At 72.2% G+C, this 19,679-nt stretch carries 20 protein-coding genes and 1 tRNA gene; 9 read left to right on the plus strand and 12 right to left on the minus strand.

Annotated features, from left to right (window positions below; translation table 11 throughout):
- On the plus strand, positions 1 to 1,098 hold the full coding sequence (locus ABT295_RS04720) for an SLC13 family permease (RefSeq protein ID WP_352393255.1): 1,098 nt from the start codon (positions 1 to 3) through the stop codon (positions 1,096 to 1,098).
- Between the two features lie 224 nt (positions 1,099 to 1,322).
- Here the strand turns inward: ABT295_RS04720 and ABT295_RS04725 are convergent, their stop codons facing one another.
- From ABT295_RS04725 to ABT295_RS04760, 8 genes are all read right to left on the minus strand, one after another.
- On the minus strand, positions 1,323 to 2,516 hold the full coding sequence (locus ABT295_RS04725; protein WP_352393256.1) for an O-succinylhomoserine sulfhydrylase: 1,194 nt from the start codon (positions 2,514 to 2,516) through the stop codon (positions 1,323 to 1,325).
- Positions 2,513 to 2,926 carry a rhodanese-like domain-containing protein gene (locus tag ABT295_RS04730; protein ID WP_352393257.1) on the minus strand — a complete coding sequence of 138 codons (414 nt, stop codon included), beginning with the start codon at positions 2,924 to 2,926 and terminating at the stop codon, positions 2,513 to 2,515. The genes ABT295_RS04725 and ABT295_RS04730 overlap by 4 nt, the downstream gene beginning before the upstream one ends.
- Before the next feature lie 24 nt (positions 2,927 to 2,950).
- Entirely contained in the window at positions 2,951 to 3,955 is a 1,005-nt protein-coding gene (locus ABT295_RS04735; RefSeq protein ID WP_352393258.1) for a reverse transcriptase-like protein, read from the minus strand.
- A gap of 7 nt (positions 3,956 to 3,962) precedes the next feature.
- Positions 3,963 to 4,703 carry a zinc ribbon domain-containing protein gene (locus ABT295_RS04740; RefSeq protein WP_502991127.1) on the minus strand — a complete coding sequence of 247 codons (741 nt, stop codon included), beginning with the start codon at positions 4,701 to 4,703 and terminating at the stop codon, positions 3,963 to 3,965.
- Positions 4,700 to 5,590 (minus strand): Nif3-like dinuclear metal center hexameric protein, encoded by an 891-nt coding sequence (locus ABT295_RS04745; RefSeq protein ID WP_352393260.1) that lies wholly within the window; start codon positions 5,588 to 5,590, stop codon positions 4,700 to 4,702. Before ABT295_RS04745 ends, ABT295_RS04740 begins: the two co-directional genes overlap by 4 nt.
- Position 5,591: 1 nt before the next feature.
- Positions 5,592 to 5,664 (minus strand) — tRNA-Val (locus ABT295_RS04750).
- Between the two features lie 34 nt (positions 5,665 to 5,698).
- Positions 5,699 to 6,235, minus strand: a complete 537-nt coding sequence (locus ABT295_RS04755) for a peroxiredoxin (protein ID WP_352393261.1) — start codon at positions 6,233 to 6,235, stop codon at positions 5,699 to 5,701.
- An 84-nt stretch (positions 6,236 to 6,319) separates the two neighbouring features.
- The gene (locus ABT295_RS04760) at positions 6,320 to 6,736 is read right to left on the minus strand and encodes a DUF3052 domain-containing protein (RefSeq protein ID WP_352393262.1); all 417 of its coding nucleotides are present in this window, start codon (positions 6,734 to 6,736) and stop codon (positions 6,320 to 6,322) included.
- 267 nt (positions 6,737 to 7,003) lie between these two features.
- Between ABT295_RS04760 and aceE the strand changes: the two genes are divergently transcribed.
- The 8 genes from aceE (at position 7,004) to fabF (ending at position 17,078) form a co-directional block, all read left to right on the plus strand.
- Entirely contained in the window at positions 7,004 to 9,775 is a 2,772-nt protein-coding gene (gene aceE, locus ABT295_RS04765) for a pyruvate dehydrogenase (acetyl-transferring), homodimeric type (RefSeq protein WP_352393263.1), read from the plus strand.
- A gap of 134 nt (positions 9,776 to 9,909) precedes the next feature.
- Positions 9,910 to 11,334, plus strand: coding sequence for an argininosuccinate synthase (gene argG / locus ABT295_RS04770; protein WP_352393264.1), 1,425 nt, complete (start codon positions 9,910 to 9,912; stop codon positions 11,332 to 11,334).
- A gap of 98 nt (positions 11,335 to 11,432) precedes the next feature.
- Positions 11,433 to 11,897, plus strand: a complete 465-nt coding sequence (locus tag ABT295_RS04775) for an SRPBCC family protein (protein ID WP_352393265.1) — start codon at positions 11,433 to 11,435, stop codon at positions 11,895 to 11,897.
- An 84-nt stretch (positions 11,898 to 11,981) separates the two neighbouring features.
- Positions 11,982 to 13,235: a PucR family transcriptional regulator gene (locus ABT295_RS04780; protein ID WP_352393266.1), complete on the plus strand. Its 1,254-nt coding sequence runs from the start codon at positions 11,982 to 11,984 to the stop codon at positions 13,233 to 13,235.
- A 46-nt stretch (positions 13,236 to 13,281) separates the two neighbouring features.
- Entirely contained in the window at positions 13,282 to 14,214 is a 933-nt protein-coding gene (locus ABT295_RS04785; protein ID WP_352393267.1) for an ACP S-malonyltransferase, read from the plus strand.
- Between the two features lie 81 nt (positions 14,215 to 14,295).
- Positions 14,296 to 15,351, plus strand: coding sequence for a beta-ketoacyl-ACP synthase III (locus ABT295_RS04790; protein ID WP_352393268.1), 1,056 nt, complete (start codon positions 14,296 to 14,298; stop codon positions 15,349 to 15,351).
- Between the two features lie 94 nt (positions 15,352 to 15,445).
- Entirely contained in the window at positions 15,446 to 15,694 is a 249-nt protein-coding gene (locus tag ABT295_RS04795; RefSeq protein ID WP_020145270.1) for an acyl carrier protein, read from the plus strand.
- Positions 15,695 to 15,827: 133 nt separating this feature from the next.
- Positions 15,828 to 17,078 (plus strand): beta-ketoacyl-ACP synthase II, encoded by a 1,251-nt coding sequence (gene fabF, locus ABT295_RS04800; RefSeq protein ID WP_352393269.1) that lies wholly within the window; start codon positions 15,828 to 15,830, stop codon positions 17,076 to 17,078.
- A 175-nt stretch (positions 17,079 to 17,253) separates the two neighbouring features.
- On the opposite strand, the gene ABT295_RS04805 is transcribed toward fabF, so the two are convergent.
- The 4 genes from ABT295_RS04805 to ABT295_RS04820 form a co-directional block, all read right to left on the minus strand.
- Positions 17,254 to 18,462: an RtcB family protein gene (locus ABT295_RS04805; protein WP_352393270.1), complete on the minus strand. Its 1,209-nt coding sequence runs from the start codon at positions 18,460 to 18,462 to the stop codon at positions 17,254 to 17,256.
- A gap of 62 nt (positions 18,463 to 18,524) precedes the next feature.
- Positions 18,525 to 18,827, minus strand: coding sequence for a WhiB family transcriptional regulator (locus ABT295_RS04810; RefSeq protein WP_352393271.1), 303 nt, complete (start codon positions 18,825 to 18,827; stop codon positions 18,525 to 18,527).
- A gap of 24 nt (positions 18,828 to 18,851) precedes the next feature.
- Positions 18,852 to 19,385 carry an HNH endonuclease gene (locus tag ABT295_RS04815; RefSeq protein WP_352393272.1) on the minus strand — a complete coding sequence of 178 codons (534 nt, stop codon included), beginning with the start codon at positions 19,383 to 19,385 and terminating at the stop codon, positions 18,852 to 18,854.
- Between the two features lie 131 nt (positions 19,386 to 19,516).
- Complete coding sequence (locus ABT295_RS04820) at positions 19,517 to 19,642, minus strand: hypothetical protein (RefSeq protein WP_352393273.1); 126 nt, start codon at positions 19,640 to 19,642, stop codon at positions 19,517 to 19,519.
- Positions 19,643 to 19,679: the final 37 nt, after the last annotated feature.

The raw sequence follows: 19,679 nt of genomic DNA on the forward strand, positions 1-19,679 counted from the left end.
GTGACGCTCGACCTCGGGGCGCTCGTCGAACGGGTCGCACCGATCCTCGTCTTCCTCGTCGCGATCACGCTCGTCGCGGAGATCTGCGACCTCTCCGGCCTGTTCGACGTGGCGGCCCACCGGGCCGCCCGCCTCGCCCGGGGTCGGGTGGCCGTGCTCTGGCTGCTCGTGGTCGTGCTCGCGGTGGCCTGCACGATCCTGCTGAGCCTCGACACGACGGCCGTGCTGCTGACACCCGTCGCCATCACCGTGGCCCGTCAGGTGGGCGCACCGCCGTTGCCGTTCGCGATGACGACGCTGTGGCTGGCCAACACCGCGTCGCTGCTGCTGCCGGTGTCGAACCTGACGAACCTGCTCGCGCTGCACCCTTTCCGGGACCTGCAGGTCGACACGTTCGGCTACATCCGGCTCATGGCGCCCCCGGCGGCCGCGGCGATCATCGCCACGGTCACCGTGCTGTGGCTGCTGCACCGACGCGAGCTCACCGGCGGCTACACCACGCCACCGCCCGACGAGCCGCACGACCTCGTGCTCACCCGCATCGCGGGCGTCGTGTGCGTGCTGCTCGCCCCGGCATTCGTGCTCGGGGTCCAGCCGGCCCTGGCCTCGCTGCCCGCCGCGGCGATCCTGCTCGCCGCGACCTACTGGCGCGCCCCCGAGCTGCTGCGCCGGATCAGCCTGCCGTGGCTGACCGTGGTCGGCGTCTGCGTCCTCTTCCTCGTCGTCCAGGCCGCGCTCGACTGGGGACTGAAGGAATGGCTGCAGACGGTGGTCGGCGGGGGCCACAGCCTGTCCGCGCTCCTGCGCGTCAGCGGCGTCGGCGCGCTGACGGCCAACGGCATCAACAACCTGCCGGCCTACCTCGCGCTGGAACCCACGGCCACCGACTCCCCTGCCCGGCTCGCCGCCCTGCTCGTCGGCGTCAACGCCGGCCCCATCATCACCATGTGGGGCTCGGTCGCGACGCTGCTCTGGGCCCAGCGGTGCCGCTCGGCCGGCCTCAAGATCGACGCCCGGCGCATCGCCGGCGCCGGCGCCCTCTGCGCCGTGACGGTCGTCGTGGCGGCGACCGCCACTCTCGCTGCGACCGCCTCCTGACCCGATACCGCCCCAGCAGCCACGACACTGACCCGCAACGCGGGTCACTGACGTAGCGCACACCCCCACCGCGCGCCGCGGTCCACCCCCAGCGGCTACGACACTGACCCGCTACCCGGGTCACTGACGTAGCGACCACCCCCCCACCGCGCGCCGCGGTCCACCCCCAGCGGCTACGTCACTGACCCGCAACGCGGGTCAGTGACGTAGCGGGCGGGTGGGACCTACACGGCCGCGAGGGCCTGCGCGAGGTCGTCGACGACGTCTCGCACGTCCTCGAGGCCGACCGAGACGCGCAGCACGCCGTCGGTGATGCCGACTGCGACGCGCGCCTCGGGGGCCAGCCGGCGGTGCGTCGTCGTCGCCGGGTGCGTGATGAGCGACTTCGAGTCGCCGAGGTTGTTGGAGATGTCGATGACCTGCAGCGCGTTCATCAGCGCGAACGCCTCGTCCTTGCCACCGTCGAGCTCGAACGTGACGACGGTGCCGCCGGCCGCCATCTGCCGCTTCGCGAGCTCGTGCTGCGGGTGCGACTCGAGGAACGGGTGCACGACGCGCGTGACGCGGGGGTGCGTCTCGAGGAAGCGCGCAACCGTGAGGGCGCTGGCCGCCATCCGCTCGACCCGCAGCGACATCGTCTCGAGGCCCTTGACGAGCACCCAGGCGTTGAACGGCGACATCGACGGCCCGGTGTGGCGCATGAGGTTCTGCACCGGCCCGTCGATGAACTCCTTGGGCCCGAGCACCGCCCCACCGAGCGTGCGCCCCTGACCGTCGATGTGCTTGGTCGCCGAGTAGACGACGATGTCCGCCCCGAGGTCGAGGGGCCGGGAGAACACGGGGGTGCCGAAGACGTTGTCGACGACGACCTTCGCGCCCGCAGTGTGCGCCAGCTCGGTCACGGCCGCGATGTCGACGAGCTCCTGCATGGGGTTGCTCGGCGTCTCGAAGAAGACGGCCGTCGTCGGCTCGGACAGCGCCTCGCGCCACTGGTCGAGGTCGGCGCCGTCGACGAAGACCGTCTCGACCCCCCAGCGGGGCAGGATCTCGTCGAGGATGACGAAGCACGAGCCGAAGAGCGCCCGCGACGAGACGACGCGGTCGCCCTGGCCCAGCAGCGCGGCCAGGGCCACGAATACCGCCGACATGCCCGAGCCGGTGGCGAAGCACGCCTCCGCCCCGTCGAGCTGGCGCAGCCGCTCCTCGAACATGCTGACGGTCGGGTTGCCGTAGCGCGAGTAGACGAAGCGGTCGACGTCGCCCTTGAACGCGGCCTCGGCGTCCTCGGCCGACTCGTAGACGAAGCCCGAGGTCAGGTAGAGCGCCTCCGACGTCTCCTCGAACCCGCTGCGGGCGAGCCCTCCCCGCACGGCGAGGGTGTCGCGCCGCCACGTGGCGCGTCCTTGCGCCTCGCTCATCCCTGGACCCACGGCAGGCCCGCGACCTTCCAGCCGGCGACGGAACGGTGCCGCTGGTCGTCGTGCGGCCCCTCGAACCCGTGGAGCACGTTGTGGGCGCGGGTCCAGCCCGCGCGCGTGGCCGCCTCGGCGGCGGCGACGGAGCGCACGCCCGAGCGGCAGAGCAGGTAGAGCGGCGCGTCCTTGGCGACCCCCGCGGCGGCGAGCTCGTCGGTGAAGCCCACGTTGACGGCCCCGGTCGGGAAGGACTGCCACTCGAGCAGCACGGGCTCCTTGCCGAGGCTGCTGAGGTCGGGCAGCCCCACGTAGGACCACTCGGCCCGCGTGCGCACGTCGACGAGCACCGCACCGGGCTCGTCGCGCAGGCCCGCCCAGGCCTGCTCGGGGGTCACGTCACCGGCATAGCTCATGCAGCGAATATCGCACGGCGTCCGTCAGGCGAGATGGTCGGTCCGATTGGTGAACGCCACCGACGCCGACCCCTCGTCCCACACCTCGACGGCGGTGAGGCTCCCGGGCGCGGTCGCGAGCGCCCAGAACCGGTCCTCCGGCACGCCGAGCACCTCGGTCAGCACCGAGAGCACCCCGCGCCGCGAGGTCACGGCGACCACGGTGCCGCCACGCTCGACGAGGCTGCGGTATGCCGTCCGGACCCTCTCGTCGGCGCGCTCGCCGGGTGCCTGGGCCGACCAGTCGGTCGACGTGCGCACCTGGCTGCCCAGGGCCGTCGCGACGTGCTGCCCGACCTCGGCGGCGAGACCGGCGTCGGCGGCAACGACGGACGCGTCGTCACCCACGAGGCACTGCACGGCCCGGACGATGCGCGGAGAAGCGGCCGCGTCCAGCGGTGCCTGGACGAGGAGCAGCCGCAGCGACTCGCCCCACCGACGCGCGACGGCAGGGGCAGCCCCGGCCTCGACGGCGGGCTCCGCCTCGGATTCGGACTCGGACTCGGCCTCGGGGGTCGCGTCGCCGTCGGTGAGGACGCGGTGCACCGTGACGCCGTCCATGCCCTCGTTGCTCAGCGCGTCGGCATCCTTGTTCTTCTCGCGCGGGATCCACGTGAAGTCGACGCTGCCACCGGCGTTCGAGATCTCGGCGCACAGGTCACGCGCCTCGAGGGCCAGACGGCGCATGTCCTCGTGCTTGATCTTCCAGCGATCCGACATCTGCTCGACGACGAGCTTGGAGTCCATCTTGACCTGCACGGTCGCACCGGGCTCGATGTCGAGCACGGCCCGCAGCCCGGCGATGAGGCCCGAGTACTCCGCGACGTTGTTGCTCTGCTTGCCGAGCGGTGCGGCCAGCTCGACGAGGACCCGTCCCGTCGCGGGGTCCCGCACGAGCGCGCCGTAGCCGGCCACCCCGGGGTTCCCGCGCGACCCGCCGTCGGCCTCGACGACAAGCCGTCGGCCCGCGCCTCGTGAGGCTGCGCTCACCGGCCGATCACAGCCCCGACTCGCCGGTGCGGATCATGATGCGACGGCACTCCTCGCAGCGCACGACCTCGTCCTGCGGCGCGGTGCGGATGCGGTTGAGGTCGACGTTGCCGAGCTCCAGCCGGCAGCCACCGCACCGACGGTGCTTCAGCTCGGCCGCGGCGAGGCCGCCGCTGCTGGCGCGGATCTTCTCGTAGAGCGCGGCGAGGTCGTCGCCGACGCCGGCGACGATGTCGGCGCGGCCGGCGCCCACCGTGACCTCCTCGGCGTCGAGCTTCTGCACGGCCGCGTCCCGCTCCGACTCGAGCTGCGCCACGCGCTCGACGATCTCGGCCCTTCGGGCCTCGAGCTCGGTCACGCGGGCCGCGAGCTGCTCGGAGCGCTCCATGACCTCGATCTCGATGTCCTCGAGCTCGCCCTGGCGGCGGGCCAGCGAGGCCAGCTCGTGCTGGAGCGCCTGCAGGTCCTTGGCCGAGCCCTGGCCCGCGTCGAGGCGGCTCTGGTTGCGCGCGGCGCGGTCGCGCACGAGCTGCACGTCCTGCTCCGACTTCGTCAGCTCGCGCTGCACGTCGTGCGCCGCGGTGCGGGCGTTGACGATCTCGGTCTCGAGGCCCGCCAGGTCGTTGCGGGCCGTCTCGAGCGCCTGCGTCTGCGGCAGGTGCGCGCGCGCGTGCGCGATCTGGTCGAGCCGGGTGTCGATGGCCTGCAGGTCGAGCAGGCGCCACTGGCGGGACGGGTCGGCTTTCAGGACACACCTCCGGGTTCGGGTGCCACGCGGTCATCCCGCGCAGCGTTCGCACCGACGACGAACGTCCACGGCTCGGTGCGGATGGTTGAGACTCTGGTCTCGACCCTAGTCGCTCCGCCGGGCTGCTCGAGCGCGGAGACCAGGCGGTCGCGGGCGTTGGCCGTCCAGAGCCACTCCGTGGCCCAGTGCCCGGCGTCGACGAGGAACGGCCGGCCTCCCCGAGCCTCCTCGCGGGCCTCGAGGACGGGGTGGTGGCGCAGGTCGGCGGTCACGTAGACGTCCGCGCCGCTCGCGCGCACGTCGTCGAAGCGGTCGTCGCCGGAGCCGCCCATCACGGCGACGGTCGAGACGGTGGCGTCAGGGTCGCCGCTCACCCGGATGCCGGCGGCGGTGTCGGGCAGGGCCGCGGCCACGGCGGCGGCGAAGTCCGACAGCGCGACCGGCTCGGGCAGCTCGCCGACGCGGCCGGCGGGGTGACCGCCCTCGGTCGAGAGCGGGCGCTGGCGCAGCAGGCCGAGCGCGTCGGCCAGCACCGTCGACACCCCGGGGTCGGCGACGTCGGCGTTCGTGTGGCCCACCCACAGCGCGACGCCCGCCGTGACGAGCGCCGTGACGGAGGCACCCTTCGCGGTCGTGGTCGCGACCGAGTGCACGCCCCGCAGCAGCAGCGGGTGGTGCGTCACGAGCAGGTCGGCGCCCCACGCCGCTGCCTCGGCGATGACCTCGAGGGTCGGGTCGAGCGCGACGAGCACCCGGCGTACGGGCTGGTCCGGGTCGCCGGTGACGAGGCCCACACGGTCCCAGTCGGCGGCGGTGTCCAGGGGATAGAGCGACTCGAGCGCCGCGACGACGTCGCGGAGCGGGAGGTCGGCAGCGGGCTCGTCCACGTGGGCCCGGCCGGGCTCGAACCGACGACACCCGCGGTGTAAACGCGGTGCTCTACCAACTGAGCTACAGGCCCCTCACGCACCGCGGTCGTCCGCGGCAGGCGGCGGTCAGCCTACGGCATCGCGCTGCCCGGCGCGGAGGCTCGCGAGCGCGGACCGGTAGGCGGTGAAGTCGCGGCCCTGGCCGATCCCGCGCACCTCGGTCCACACGATGCGGCCGTCGCGGTCGAGCAGGAACGTGCCGCGCAGGGCGAAGCCGTCCTCGTCGTCGAAGACGCCGTAGCGCCGGGCGACCTCGCCGTGCGGCCAGAAGTCCGACAGGAGCGGGAAGAAGTGGCCCTCGGCGTCGGCCCATGCGCGCAGCGTGTACATCGAGTCGCACGAGATCGCGAAGACCTGGATGTCGCCGTCCTGGAAGTCCTCGAGGCCGTCGCGGATCTCGCGCAGCTCACCGCGGCAGATGCCCGAGAAGGCTGCCGGGTAGAAGACGACCACGGCGTTGCGCAGGCCGCGGACGGCCGAGAGGCTGACGTCCACGCCGTACTGGTCGACGAGGGTGAAGTCGGGAGCCTGCTCGCCGACACCCAGGGGTGCGAGCGGTGCGGGCGCCGGCATCGGGCGCTCGACCGGGTGCGCGTTCGTCATGCCGGTCAGTGTGACATCCCGGAGGGGATGCCGCTCAACCGTGGACAGGCCGCGGCCGACCCCGCTCGCAGACCTGCCTGGTCGTCAGCGGCGCGGGCCCTTCGGCGGCATGAGCCGGCTCGCCGTCCAGTCCTTGGCGACGTTGACCTGGCCTCCGGTCGTGAGGCCCGCGGTCGAGGCCGCCTCCTCGACGACGCTCGCGTCGACGTGACCGGCCCGGCCGGCCTTGGGCGTCAGCAGCACGACGAAGCCCTGGTCGAAGAGCTTGGTCAGGCCGTCGACCATGAGGTCGACGAGGTCCTCGTCCCCGTCGCGGTACCAGATGAGCACCCCGTCGGCCCCGTCGTTGAAGTCCTCGTCCTCCAGCTCGGTCCCGATGACGTCCTCGAGCTCGAAGCGCAGGTCGTCGTCGACGTCGTCGTCATAGCCGAACTCCTGGATGACCTGCCCCTTGGCAAATCCGAGCTTGCTGAAGGACGCCGCACCTGCGGTCTCGCTCACTGTCACCGGTCCTCTCGTCGACGCGGCACGGTTGCCACGACATCAGTGCATCGGCTCCGACGCTATCGCGCAAGGTGCGGTCCGTCGGGGACAACACGGGCGAGACACGGACGAGGGGGTCGTGGATCGTGCCGGAGACCTAGCAGAAGGCGTCCGCAGGGAGGACCCAATTGTGACCACCACCACCGTTGGGTAGAGGATGGGCACGTGCGTCGCCTCGGCCGACCGGCTGTGAGCGTCGCCTCGCGACGAGAAAGGACCCACGACGTGGCTTCCGAGGCCGGCCCGATCCTCAACGGCATCCCCAGTCAGCTCCCGGACATCGACCCGGACGAGACGCAGGAGTGGATCGACTCCCTCGACGCCGTCCTCGACGAGAAGGGCCGGACGCGGGCGCGCTACATCATGCTCAAGCTCATCGAGCGCGCGCGCCAGCAGCAGGTCGGGGTCCCGTCCCTGACGGCGACCGACTACATCAACACGATCCCGCCCGAGCGCGAGGCGTGGTTCCCCGGCGACGAGGACGTCGAGCGCGAGATGCGCCGCTACATCCGCTGGAACGCGGCGGTCATGGTGCACCGCGCCCAGCGCCCCGGCATCGGCGTCGGCGGCCACATCTCGACGTACGCGTCCGCCGCGACGCTCTACGAGGTGGGCATGAACCACTTCTTCCGCGGCAAGGACCACCCCGGCGGCGGCGACCAGATCTACTTCCAGGGCCACGCCTCCCCCGGCATGTACGCCCGCAGCTTCCTCGAGGGCCACCTCACCGAGGCCCAGCTCGACGGCTTCCGCCAGGAGAAGAGCCACCAGGTCGACGGCACGGTCGAGGCCGTCCCGTCCTACCCGCACCCGCGGCTGCTCCCCGACTACTGGGAGTTCCCGACGGTGTCGATGGGCATCGGCCCGATGAACGCGATCTACCAGGCGCAGTTCAACAAGTACCTCCACAACCGTGGCATCAAGGACACCAGCCAGCAGGACGTCTGGGCCTTCCTCGGCGACGGCGAGATGGACGAGCCGGAGTCGCGTGGACTGCTGCAGCTCGCGGCGAACGAGGAGCTCGACAACCTCAACTTCGTCATCAACTGCAACCTGCAGCGCCTCGACGGCCCGGTCCGCGGCAACGGCAAGATCATCCAGGAGCTCGAGGCGTTCTTCCGCGGCGCCGGCTGGAACGTCATCAAGGTCGTCTGGGGCCGTGGCTGGGACCCGCTGCTCGCGGCCGACCGCGACGGCGCCCTCGTGCACCTGATGAACTCCACGAGCGACGGCGACTACCAGACCTTCCGCGCCAACGACGGCAAGTACGTGCGCGACCACTTCTTCGGGCGCGACCCGCGCACGGCCAAGATGGTCGAGGGCTGGAGCGACGACCAGGTCTGGTGGGACCTCAAGCGTGGTGGCCACGACTACCGCAAGGTCTACGCGGCCTACAAGGCGGCGCGGGAGCACACCGGCCAGCCGACCGTCATCCTGGCCAAGACGATCAAGGGCTACGGCCTCGGCTCGCACTTCGCCGGCCGCAACGCCACGCACCAGATGAAGAAGATGACGCTGGACGACCTCAAGGCCTTCCGCGACAGCCTCCGCATCCCGATCACCGACGAGCAGCTCGAGGCCAACCCCTACCAGCCGCCGTACTACCACCCGGGTGCCGACAGCGACGTCATCAAGTACTCGATCGACCGCCGCCAGAAGCTCGGCGGCACGCTGCCGAGCCGCCGCGTCGACTTCGAGCCGGTCAAGCTGCCCGGCGACGAGGCCTACGCGCAGGTCAAGAAGGGCTCGGGCAAGCAGGAGGTCGCCACGACCATGGCGTTCGTCCGCCTGCTCAAGGACCTGCTGCGCGACAAGGAGTTCGGCCCGCGCATCGTGCCGATCATCCCGGACGAGGCGCGCACGTTCGGCATGGACGCGTTCTTCCCGACGATCAAGATCTACAACCCCAACGGGCAGAACTACACGCCGGTCGACGCCGAGCTCATGCTCGCCTACCGCGAGAACGTCAGCGGCCAGATCCTGCACCTCGGCATCAACGAGGCCGGCTCGCTCGCGGCGTTCACGGCCGCCGGCACGTCGTACGCGACGCACGGCAAGCCGATGGTCCCGATCTACGTCTTCTACTCCATGTTCGGCTTCCAGCGCACCGGCGACTCGATCTGGGCGGCCGCCGACCAGATGACCCGCGGCTTCCTCATCGGCGCCACGGCCGGTCGCACGACCCTGACGGGTGAGGGCCTGCAGCACGCGGACGGGCACAGCCCGCTCCTCGCCGCGACGAATCCCGCCGTCGTGCACTACGACCCGGCCTACGCCTACGAGATCGCCCACATCATGCAGGACGGCCTGCAGCGGATGTACGGCGAGGGGAAGACGGCCGAGGAGTCGAACGTCATCTACTACCTCACCGTCTACAACGAGCCGATCCAGCAGCCCAAGGAGCCGGACGACGTCGACGTCGAGGGCATCCTGCGCGGCATGCACCGGATCTCCCCGGCGAAGACGGAGGGCTGGACCCACGACGCCCCCAAGGCGCAGATCCTCGGGTCCGGCGTCGGCGTGCCGTGGGCGCTCGAGGCCCAGCAGCTGCTCGCCGACGACTGGGGCGTGGCCGCCGACGTGTGGTCGGTGACCTCGTGGAACGAGCTGCGTCGCGACGGCCTCGCCGCCGACGAGCAAGAGTTCCTCTCGCCCGACGGTCCGCCGATCAAGCCGTGGGTGACCCAGTGCCTCGAGGGCACCGAGGGCCCGGTCGTCGGCGTGTCCGACTACATGCGCGCCGTCCAGGACCAGATCCGAGAGTGGGTGCCCGGCACCTACGCCACGCTGGGCGCCGACGGCTTCGGCTTCTCCGACACCCGCGCGGCGGCGCGGCGCTTCTTCCACATCGACGGCCCCTCGGTCGCCGTGCGGACGCTGCAGCTGCTCGCCAAGGAGGGCAAGGTCGACGCCGACGTCCCGCGCCGGGCGGCCGAGAAGTACCAGCTCGACGACGTCACCGCCGGCACGTCCGGCAACGCGGGCGGCGAGAGCTGACCCGCTGACGTATGCCGTCCGGCCCGGTCCCTGCGAAGGGCCCGGGCCGCACGTCTGCCTGCTGGCGGACCCGGTCGACAGCCGGCCGGGACGCGATTGGATAGGTATGCGCTGGTGTGCATATACTTGCATTCATGTCCAAGGTCCTCACGTCGCTCCCCGTTGGTGAACGTGTCGGCATCGCCTTCTCCGGCGGTCTCGACACCTCTGTCGCAGTTGCCTGGATGCGAGAGAAGGGAGCCGTGCCCTGCACCTACACGGCCGACCTGGGGCAGTACGACGAGCCCGACATCGAGTCCGTGCCGGGCCGCGCGGGCCAGTACGGCGCCGACATCTCGCGCCTCGTCGACTGCAAGACCGCGCTCGTCGAGGAGGGCCTGTCGGCCATCGCCTGCGGCGCGTTCCACATCCGCAGCGGCGGCAAGACGTACTTCAACACGACTCCCCTCGGCCGCGTCGTCACCGGCACCCTGCTCGTGCGGGCCATGCAGGAGGACGGCGTCTCGATCTGGGGCGACGGCTCCACCTTCAAGGGCAACGACATCGAGCGGTTCTACCGGTACGGCCTGCTCGCGAACCCGTCCCTGCGCATCTACAAGCCGTGGCTCGACGCCGACTTCGTGACCGAGCTCGGTGGCCGCCACGAGATGTCGGAATGGCTGACCGCGCGCGACCTGCCCTACCGGGCGAGCGCCGAGAAGGCCTACTCGACCGACGCCAACATCTGGGGCGCGACGCACGAGGCCAAGACGCTCGAGTTCCTCGACGAGTCGATCGAGGTCGTCGAGCCGATCATGGGCGTCAAGTTCTGGGACCCCTCGCTGACGATCGAGACCGAGGACGTCACGGTGCGCTGGGAGCGCGGCCGTCCCGTCGCGATCAACGGCACCGAGTATGCCGACGCCGTGGCCCTCGTCGACGCCGCGAACCGCATCGGCGGCCGCCACGGCCTGGGCATGAGCGACCAGATCGAGAACCGCATCATCGAGGCGAAGTCGCGCGGCATCTACGAGGCGCCGGCCATGGCGCTGCTCCACATCACGTACGAGCGGCTCCTCAACGCGATCCACAACGAGGACACGATCGCCAACTACCACGCCGAGGGCCGCAAGCTCGGCCGGCTGCTCTACGAGGGCCGCTGGCTCGACCCGCAGTCGCTCATGGTGCGCGAGTCGCTCCAGCGCTGGGTCGCCTCCGCCGTCACCGGCGAGGTGACGATCCGCCTGCGCCGCGGCGACGACTGGTCGATCGTCAACACCGCCGGCCCGGCGTTCAGCTACCACCCCGAGAAGCTCTCGATGGAGCGCACCGAGGACGCCGCCTTCGGCCCGGTCGACCGCATCGGCCAGCTGACGATGCGCAACCTCGACATCGCCGACTCGCGCGCCAAGCTCGAGCAGTACGCCGCCCAGGGCCTGCTCGGCGCGGACGCCCACGAGCTCGTCGGCGAGCTCGCCCCCGGTGGGGCCGCCGCCATCTCGGCCAACCCCTCGGCGGCCGACGTCGACGACCAGGACGACGCCCTCGACCGCGCGGCCATGGAGTTCGGCACCGACTGAGCGAGCCAGGGCGAGGCCGGACGAGCCCGGACGAGCCCGGACGAGCCCGGACGAGTGGGACCAGGGGCTCGTCCGGGCCGAGCGGGTAGGGACCCTGCATGACCGATTCCCAGAAGATCACCGTCCAGCGGAGCATCGACGCCTCGGCCGCCGACATCTTCGACGTGCTGAGCAACCCCAAGCGGCACGTCGAGCTCGACGGCTCGGGCTTCGTGCGCTCCGACGAGAAGGCCGAGCGCATCCAGCAGGTCGGCGACGTGTTCCGGATGAACATGGCCGGCGACCACATGGGCGGGGAGTACCAGACCGACAACACGGTCTCGGGCTACTCGCACAACGCCCTGATCGCCTGGAAGACCGCGCCCGCCGACACCCCGCCCCCCGGCTGGGAGTGGATGTGGGAGCTGACGCCGGAGGGCCCGAGCTCGACCCTCGTCTCGCTGACCTACGACTGGAGCCACGTCACCGACAAGGAGATCCTCCAGAAGGTGAGCTTCCCGCTCGTCGAGAAGAGCCAGCTCGAGGACAGTCTCGGCAACCTCGCGTCGGCCGTCTCCGGCTGAGCCGGACCGCCGGACCACGCACGCGGCCGCCGACTTTGTGAACGGCATACAAAGTCGGCGGTCCCGTGCGCCTAGGCTGGCGTCGTGAGCGACGCGGCCCGGCAGCACCCGAGCGAGGCGACCTCACGCGCCGTCGAGCGCAGCGCCGGCGACCTCGCGACGCTCGCCTCGCAGCGCATGGAGGAGAAGCTGCGCTGGTACCGCGACCTCTCGGCCGAGGAGCGCTCGCAGGTCGGGCTCGTCGCGCAGGCCGGCATCTCGCAGTTCATCGCGTGGTTCCACCACCAGGAGAGCCACTCCCCCTCGGCCATCTCGATCTTCGGCAACGCCCCGCAGGAGCTGACCCGCTCGGTGAGCCTGCGCCAGACCCTCGACCTCGTGCGCACCGTCGTCGACGTCGTCGAGTCCCGCGTCGAGAGCCTCGCCGGGCCGGGCGACGAGCAGCTGCTCCGCGAGTCGGTGCTGCGCTTCTCGAGGGAGATCGCCTTCGCCGCCGCGGAGGTGTACGCCGGAGCCGCCGAGGCACGCGGAGCCTGGGACGCCCGGCTCGAGGCCCTCGTCGTCGACGCCGTGCTGCGCGGGGAGGCCGACGACTCGATGCAGTCCCGCGCGAGCGCGCTCGGCTGGGGCGACGTCGCCGACGTCACCTTCGTCGTCGGCAGCACCCCGACGACCGCGCGCGCCGGCGCGGTGCCGGCCGTCGACGACCTGCGTCGCTCGGTGCGCCAGCACGGGGTGGAGGCCCTCGCGATCGTGCAGCGCTCGCGGCTCATCGCCATCCTCGGCGGCACGCGGGCGGCCGTCGAGGTCGTCGAGCAGGTCGCCGGCTGCTTCGGGCCGGGCCCGGTCGTCGTCGGGCCGACCGTGCCGCACCTCTTCGCAGCCGGACGGTCGGCGCGCGCCGCCCTGAGCGGGCTCGCGGCCGCGGCGGCCTGGCCGGACGCCCCACGCGTGCTCGAGTCGGACGCCGTGCTGCCCGAGCGAGCCCTCGCCGGCGACTCCCCCGCGCGCCGCGTCCTCGTCGACCGCATCCACCGCCCGCTCTCCGCGCCCGGCCACGTGTCCCTCCTCGAGACGGCGACCGCCTACCTCGAGCTCGGCGGGTCGCTCGAGGCGTCCGCACGGGCCCTGTTCGTCCACCCCAACACCGTGCGCTACCGCCTCGGACGCATCGCCGACGTCACGGGCTACGACCTGACGACACCGCGCGAGGCGTGGGCCGTCCGCATCGCGCTCGCCCTCGGCCGGCTGGCCGCGGCCCCCGGCTCGCGCCCGCCCGCCCGTGGCGGCCAGGCGCAATTGGAGGAAACCTCCAAGGTATCGCCGGCGACTTCGTGACATTCGGTGGCGGGGTCCCCGCCGGTAACCGGGAAGGGTGGGGAACGTGCTAGCGATCGTCTGCCCTGGACAGGGCTCCCAGACCCCCGGCTTCCTCGCCCCGTGGCTCGAGCTCGACGGCGTGCGCGAGCAGCTCACGGCCCTCGGCCTCGCGGCCGGGCACGACCTGGTCGCCCACGGCACCGAGTCCGACGCCGACACGATCAAGGACACCGCCGTCGCGCAGCCGCTCATCGTCGCGGCGGGGCTCGTCACCGCCTCGGCGCTCTTCCCCGAGCGCAGCGCGCTGTCGGCAACGCACGCCGTCCTCGCGGGGCACTCCGTCGGCGAGCTGACGGCGACCGCCCTCGCCGGCGTCCTCACCGACGACGAGGCGATCGCGCTCGTGGCGACCCGCGGCCGGGCCATGGCCGAGGCGAGCGCCGTGACCCCGACCGGCATGGCTGCCGTGCTCGGCGGCGATCCCGACGAGGTGCTCGCCACCCTCCAAACCCACGGCCTCACCCCGGCCAACATCAACGGCGCCGGCCAGGTCGTGGCCGCCGGCACCCTGGAGCAGGTCGAGGCGCTGCGCGAGGACCCGCCCGCCAAGGCCCGCGTCATCCCCCTGCAGGTCGCCGGCGCGTTCCACACCCGGCACATGGCACCGGCCGTGGACGCCATGGGCGAGGCAGCCTCGCGGCTCACCCCGTCCGCGCCCGCGCTGCGGCTGCTCTCGAACGCCGACGGCGCCGCCGTCGCCGACGGGGCCGACACGCTCGCCCGCCTGGTCCGCCAGGTGAGCAACCCGGTGCGCTGGGACCGTTGCATGGAGACGATGACGGCGCTCGGCGTCACCGCGCTCGTCGAGCTCGCACCGGCAGGCACGCTCGTCGGCCTCGCCAAGCGGGCCATGCGCGGCGTGGAGACGCTCGCCGTCAAGACGCCCGACGACCTCGACGCCGCCCGCGCCCTCGTCGAGAACCACTCCAGCTCGTGACCGGGCACCGCCCGCCCGTGGCCGGCCGTCGCCGCACCGGCGTGACCCGTCCCATCCACCCCTGACCCCGAGAAGGCACCCGTGACCGCACCCAGCGCCTCCGCCCCGACGCCCAAGGGCACCGGCACCCTCGTCGACACCGGCGCCGCCCGCCACTCCCGCATCCTCGGGGTGGGCGCGTACCGCCCGGCGCGGGTCGTCATGAACTCCGAGATCGTCGACAAGATCGACTCCAGCGACGAGTGGATCCGCGAGCGCTCCGGCATCATCAGCCGGCACTTCGCCGCCGACGACGAGAGCGTCATCGACATGGCCGAGGCCGCGTCGCGCCAGGCCCTCGAGCACGCCGGCATCGCGCCCGAGCAGATCGGCTTCGTCCTCGTCGCCACGGTGACGCACCCCTACCAGACCCCCGCCGCCGCGCCGGAGCTCGCCTCGCGACTCGGATCGACGGCCCCGGCCCTCGACATCTCGGCCGCCTGCGCCGGCTACTGCTACGGCGTGGCGATGGCGAGCGACATGGTCAAGGGCGGCTCGGCCGACTACGTGCTCGTCGTCGGGGTCGAGAAGCTGAGCGACTTCACCGACCCCTACGACCGCGGCAGCGCCTTCATCTTCGGCGACGGCGCGGGCGCCTGCGTCGTCGGCCCGAGCGACACCCCGGGCATCGGCCCCACGGTCTGGGGCTCGGACGGCACGCAGCGCGACGCCATCACCCAGAAGCAGGCTTGGACCGACGTGCGCGAGTCGTGGCAGACGGCGCAGGCCGACAAGAACGTCTGGCCCGCGATCGGCATGGCCGGTCAGACGGTGTTCCGCTGGGCGGTCTGGGGCATGGCCCCCGTCGCGCAGCAGGCCATCGACAAGGCGGGCATCAAGGCCGACGACCTCGACGCCTTCATCCCGCACCAGGCCAACATCCGGATCATCGACGCGATGGTCAAGCAGCTCAAGCTGCCGGCCGACATCCCGGTCGCCCGCGACATCGTCACGACGGCCAACACCTCGGCCGCCTCGATCCCCATCGCGACGACGCGCATGCTCGCGGAGAAGGAGATCCCGAGCGGCGGGCTCGCCCTGCAGATCGGCTTCGGCGCCGGGCTCGTCTACGCCGCACAGGTCGTCGTGCTGCCCTGAGCGGCGGCGACCCCCAGCACTCCCGCCGGTCCCGACGGGTCATTCGGGCCACGGAACGACATCCAGCACCGCCCACAACACAAGGAGCAGACAGATGGCTCAGTCCGAGCAGGAGATCCTCGAGGGTCTTGCCGAGATCGTCAACGAGGAGACCGGCCTCGACACCGCGTCCGTCGAGATGGACAAGTCCTTCACCGAGGACCTCGACATCGACTCCCTCTCGATGATGACGATCGTCGTCAACGCCGAGGAGAAGTTCGGCGTGCGCATCCCGGACAGCGAGGTCAAGAACCTCAAGACCGTCCGCGACGCCGTCACCTTCATCGCCGGCGCGCAGTCCTGATCCTGTCGGTCGGCGCCCGGGACCACCGGGCGCCGACCGCGCGGGCCGCACCCGGCCCGGGTTCCCACACCGCAGCACTGCACCGCACCACCCGCACGACCTCACCACTTCCGACTCAGAGGAGCACGTCACCATGACGTCCAATCGCGACCGACGCGTCGTGGTCACCGGTCTCGGCGCCACGACGCCCCTGGGCGGCACGGCCCCGGAGACGTGGGACGCCCTGCTCGCCGGCCGGTCCGGCGCCCGCCCGATGGACTTCGACTGGGTCGAGAAGTACGAGCTCCCGGTCACCTTCGCCGCCACCATCGCCGTCCCGCCGGTCGACGTGCTCGCCAAGGTCGAGACGCGCCGTCTCGACCCGTCGAGCCAGTACGCCCTCATCGCCGCCCGCGAGGCGTGGGCCGACGCCGGCGCCCCCGAGATGGACCCGGAGCGCCTCGGCGCCGCCATCGGCTCCGGCATCGGCGGCGTCTGGACGCTGCTCGACCAGTGGGACAACCTGCGCGAGAAGGGCCCCCGCCGGGTCTACCCCCTCGCCGTCCCCATGCTCATGCCGAACGGCCCCGCGGCCGCGGTCTCGCTCGACCTCGGGGCCCGTGCCGGTGCCCACACGACGGTCAGCGCGTGCGCGTCCGGCGCCGAGAGCATGGGCTACGCCATCGACATGATCCGCACGGGCCGCGCCGACGTCGTCGTCGCCGGCGGCACCGAGGCGGCCGTCCACGCCCTGCCGATTGCCGGCTTCGCCGCGATGCAGGCGCTCTCGACGCGCAACGACGACCCGGAGCGGGCCTCGCGGCCCTACGACACGGGTCGCGACGGCTTCGTGCTCGGCGAGGGCGCCGCCGTCATCGTCCTCGAGTCCGAGGAGCACGCCCGCGCCCGCGGTGCGCGCATCTACGCCGAGCTCGCCAGCGTGGGCATGTCGGCCGACGCCCACCACATCACGGCACCGGAGCCGAACGGCTCGGGCGCCGCCCGCGCGATGCGGTATGCCGTCGAGCGGGCCGACCTGTCCCTGACCGACATCATCCACATCAACGCGCACGCCACCTCGACCCCGGTCGGCGACGTCGCGGAGTACAACGCGATCAAGCGCGCCTTCGGCGACCACGTCGACGACATGTCCGTCACCGCGACGAAGTCGATGACCGGGCACCTGCTCGGCGCGGCCGGCGCGCTCGAGGCCGTCATCACGATCCAGGCGATCCACCACCGGCTCGTGCCGGCCACGATCAACCTCGACGACCAGGACCCCGAGATCCCGCTCAACGTCGTCACCGGGGAGCACCAGAAGCTGCCCGACGGCGACATCGCGGCCCTGAACAACTCGTTCGGCTTCGGCGGCCACAACGTCGCGCTCGCGATCCGCAGCGTCTGAGCCACCGCCGGCCGCCGGCCGCCATCCGCTGGCGCCGCGGCCGGTGCCCGACCACGCGCTACGTCACTGACCCGCTTCCCGGGTCAGTGACGTAGCGCTGTCCGCAGGCACGGGCCGCCGACACTCCTCCGCTCGCTGCGTCAGTGACCCGTTTCGCGGGTCACTGACGCAGCGGTCAGCCCTTGACGCAGAGGAGCGTGCTCAGCCGGGCGACGACGGCGACGAGCGGGTCCGGGCCACCGGCCTGCGCCGCGATGACCGACTCGAGGTCCTTGTACGCCGAGGGGATCTCGTCGATCACCCCCGCGTCCTTGCGGCACTCGATGCCGGCCGTCTGGGCGCGCAGGTCCTCGACCGTGAACTGCCGCTTGGCCGCGTTGCGCGACATCCGGCGTCCGGCACCGTGGCTCGCGGAGTTGAACGAGGCCTCGTTGCCGAGACCCCGCACGACGTACGAGCCCGTGCCCATCGACCCCGGGATGAGGCCCAGGTCGCCGGAGCCGGCCCGGATCGCGCCCTTGCGGGTCACGACGACGTCGACCCCGTCGTAGGTCTCCTCGGACACGTAGTTGTGGTGGCACCGCACCGGAGCGTCGAAGACGACGTGCGGGAAGTGCCGTGCCACGACCTCGCGCGTCGTCGCCATCATCACCTCACGGTTGAGCAGGGCGTACTCCTGCGCCCAGTAGAGGTCGTGCAGGTAGGCCGTCATCTCGTCCGTGCCGGCCAGGAACACCGCGAGGTCGCGGTCGGGCAGCCCGAGGTTGTGCTCGAGCGTCTTGGCCGTGGCGATGTGCCGCTCCGCCAGCTCCTTGCCGATGTTGCGCGAGCCGGAGTGCAGCATGAGCCACAGGTGGCCGTCGTCCGCCTCGCACAGCTCCCAGAAGTGGTTGCCGGACCCGAGCGACCCGCACTGCGCCAGGGCACGGCCCTGGCGGTCGGCGATGCGCGGGGCCCGCAGCTCACCGAACTTGGACATCAGCCGGTCGACCCGACCCGCCAGGCCGGCGTCACGGCCGAGCACGGGGGCCGAGCCGTCGTGCGCGTTCCAGCCGACGGGCAGGACCGACTCCACGGCCGACCGGAGCGGACCGAGGTCGTCGGGCAGGTCGGCGGCCGTGAGGTTGGTGCGGACCCCCGTCATGCCGCAGCCGATGTCGACGCCGACGGCCGCGGGCGACACCGCGTCGCGCATCGCGATGACGGAGCCGACCGTGGCGCCCTTGCCGAGGTGGACGTCGGGCATGACGCGCAGGCCGTGCACCCACGGCAGCCTGCTGATGGAGCGCAGCTGCTCGAGTGCCGCCGGCTCGATGTCGGCGGGGTCGGCCCACAGCAGCGTGGACGCCTCCGCACCGGGCAGCGGCACCGGGAAGGTGGACATGGGTTTCATCCTTTCGTGGACCGGACGGTCGTCCGGTGGGTCATGGGTCGACGGCGCCCTCGTCACGCGCTGCGCGGGACGACCCGGTGGGGCGGGCGCACGTTGCCGGGCAGCTCGGTGCTCGGACGTCCCCTGGCGAGCAGGACCCCGCCCCAGACGCCCCACTCCCGGCGCTGCTGCGCGCCGGCGAGGCACCCGACGACGAGCGGGCAGCGCCGGCACACCGCAGCCGCGCGCTCGGCGTCGGCGACCGTCGCCGGCCAGAAGAGCTCGGGGTCGTGGCCGGCGCACGCCGGCTCCGCTCGTGCCGCAGGAGTGGGGAGCCCGGTCGCGTGGTCGTGATGGTGATGGTGGTGGAGCGTCATCGGCCGGGCTCCTTCCTGAGGCGGTCAGCGGCGGTGCGGGTGGGTCGGTGAGCGGTTGTCGTGGAGGGTCGCGCGGTAGGCGCTGGACGGGCCGGACGCGCTGGGGGCGGTGGCGAACTGCAGCTGCACCCGGGTCGGGACGAAGGGGTCCCAGCGCAGCGGCATCCCGGCCTCCTCGGGCGTCCGGTCGCCCTTGCGGGCGTTGCACGGCTCGCACGCGGCGACGGCGTTGGCCCAGGAGGTGGCCCCACCGCGCGAACGCGGGAGGACGTGGTCCATGGTCGTGGCCGCGGCGCGACCGCAGTACGCGCAGCGACCGCGGTCCCGGAGCAGGACCCCGACCCGGGAGTACGTCGCCCGGGTGCGCGAGTAGAGCCATTTCCGCTCGACGTAGCGCACGAGCCGGACCACGACCGGCACCTGGTAGGGCCCGAAGTGCTCCGTGGCGTGCACCTCGACCGGCGTCGCGACGCCGCGCCAGATCATCCCGACGGCGTGCCGGACCGACACCCGGTGCAGCAGGGTCTCGTCGGCGTTCCGCACCTCGACCTGTGTCATGTCGTCCTCCTCTCCTGCCTCGTCGCGTGCGTCTCGTGATGGTCCGTCGGTGGGACGGGCGGCACGAGAAGAGCCGCCCGTCGGGGTCATCCCGGGGCGGCTCGACGGACGGAGCCAGGCGGCTCGTGGCGTCAGTGAGGTCGCGGCACGGGACGGTGCGGGATGCTGCGCGGGTTGCTGCGCTCGCCCGGGAACGGGCAGGGCGCATCGACGGCATACCGTTCGTGCTGCTTCTCCGGAAGGAGTGCCGGTGCCATCTCAGGTCCTCGGGTCTCGGGTGGTCACGTCGTGCGA

It is taken from the genome of Terrabacter sp. NPDC000476, from assembly GCF_040300125.1.
In the GTDB taxonomy this organism is placed as follows: domain Bacteria; phylum Actinomycetota; class Actinomycetes; order Actinomycetales; family Dermatophilaceae; genus Terrabacter.

What these genes read in the sequence shown, in the direction of transcription:
- ABT295_RS04820 (WP_352393273.1), bottom strand. Translation starts at nt 19,642, where the DNA reads ATGGCACCGGCACTCCTTCCGGAGAAGCAGCACGAACGGTATGCCGTC.
- ABT295_RS04815 (WP_352393272.1), bottom strand. Translation starts at nt 19,385, where the DNA reads ATGACACAGGTCGAGGTGCGGAACGCCGACGAGACCCTGCTGCACCGG.
- ABT295_RS04755 (WP_352393261.1), bottom strand. Translation starts at nt 6,235, where the DNA reads ATGACGAACGCGCACCCGGTCGAGCGCCCGATGCCGGCGCCCGCACCG.
- ABT295_RS04730 (WP_352393257.1), bottom strand. Translation starts at nt 2,926, where the DNA reads ATGAGCTATGCCGGTGACGTGACCCCCGAGCAGGCCTGGGCGGGCCTG.
- fabF (WP_352393269.1), top strand. Translation starts at nt 15,828, where the DNA reads ATGACGTCCAATCGCGACCGACGCGTCGTGGTCACCGGTCTCGGCGCC.
- ABT295_RS04810 (WP_352393271.1), bottom strand. Translation starts at nt 18,827, where the DNA reads ATGACGCTCCACCACCATCACCATCACGACCACGCGACCGGGCTCCCC.
- ABT295_RS04805 (WP_352393270.1), bottom strand. Translation starts at nt 18,462, where the DNA reads ATGTCCACCTTCCCGGTGCCGCTGCCCGGTGCGGAGGCGTCCACGCTG.
- ABT295_RS04725 (WP_352393256.1), bottom strand. Translation starts at nt 2,516, where the DNA reads ATGAGCGAGGCGCAAGGACGCGCCACGTGGCGGCGCGACACCCTCGCC.
- ABT295_RS04795 (WP_020145270.1), top strand. Translation starts at nt 15,446, where the DNA reads ATGGCTCAGTCCGAGCAGGAGATCCTCGAGGGTCTTGCCGAGATCGTC.
- ABT295_RS04775 (WP_352393265.1), top strand. Translation starts at nt 11,433, where the DNA reads ATGACCGATTCCCAGAAGATCACCGTCCAGCGGAGCATCGACGCCTCG.
- argG (WP_352393264.1), top strand. Translation starts at nt 9,910, where the DNA reads ATGTCCAAGGTCCTCACGTCGCTCCCCGTTGGTGAACGTGTCGGCATC.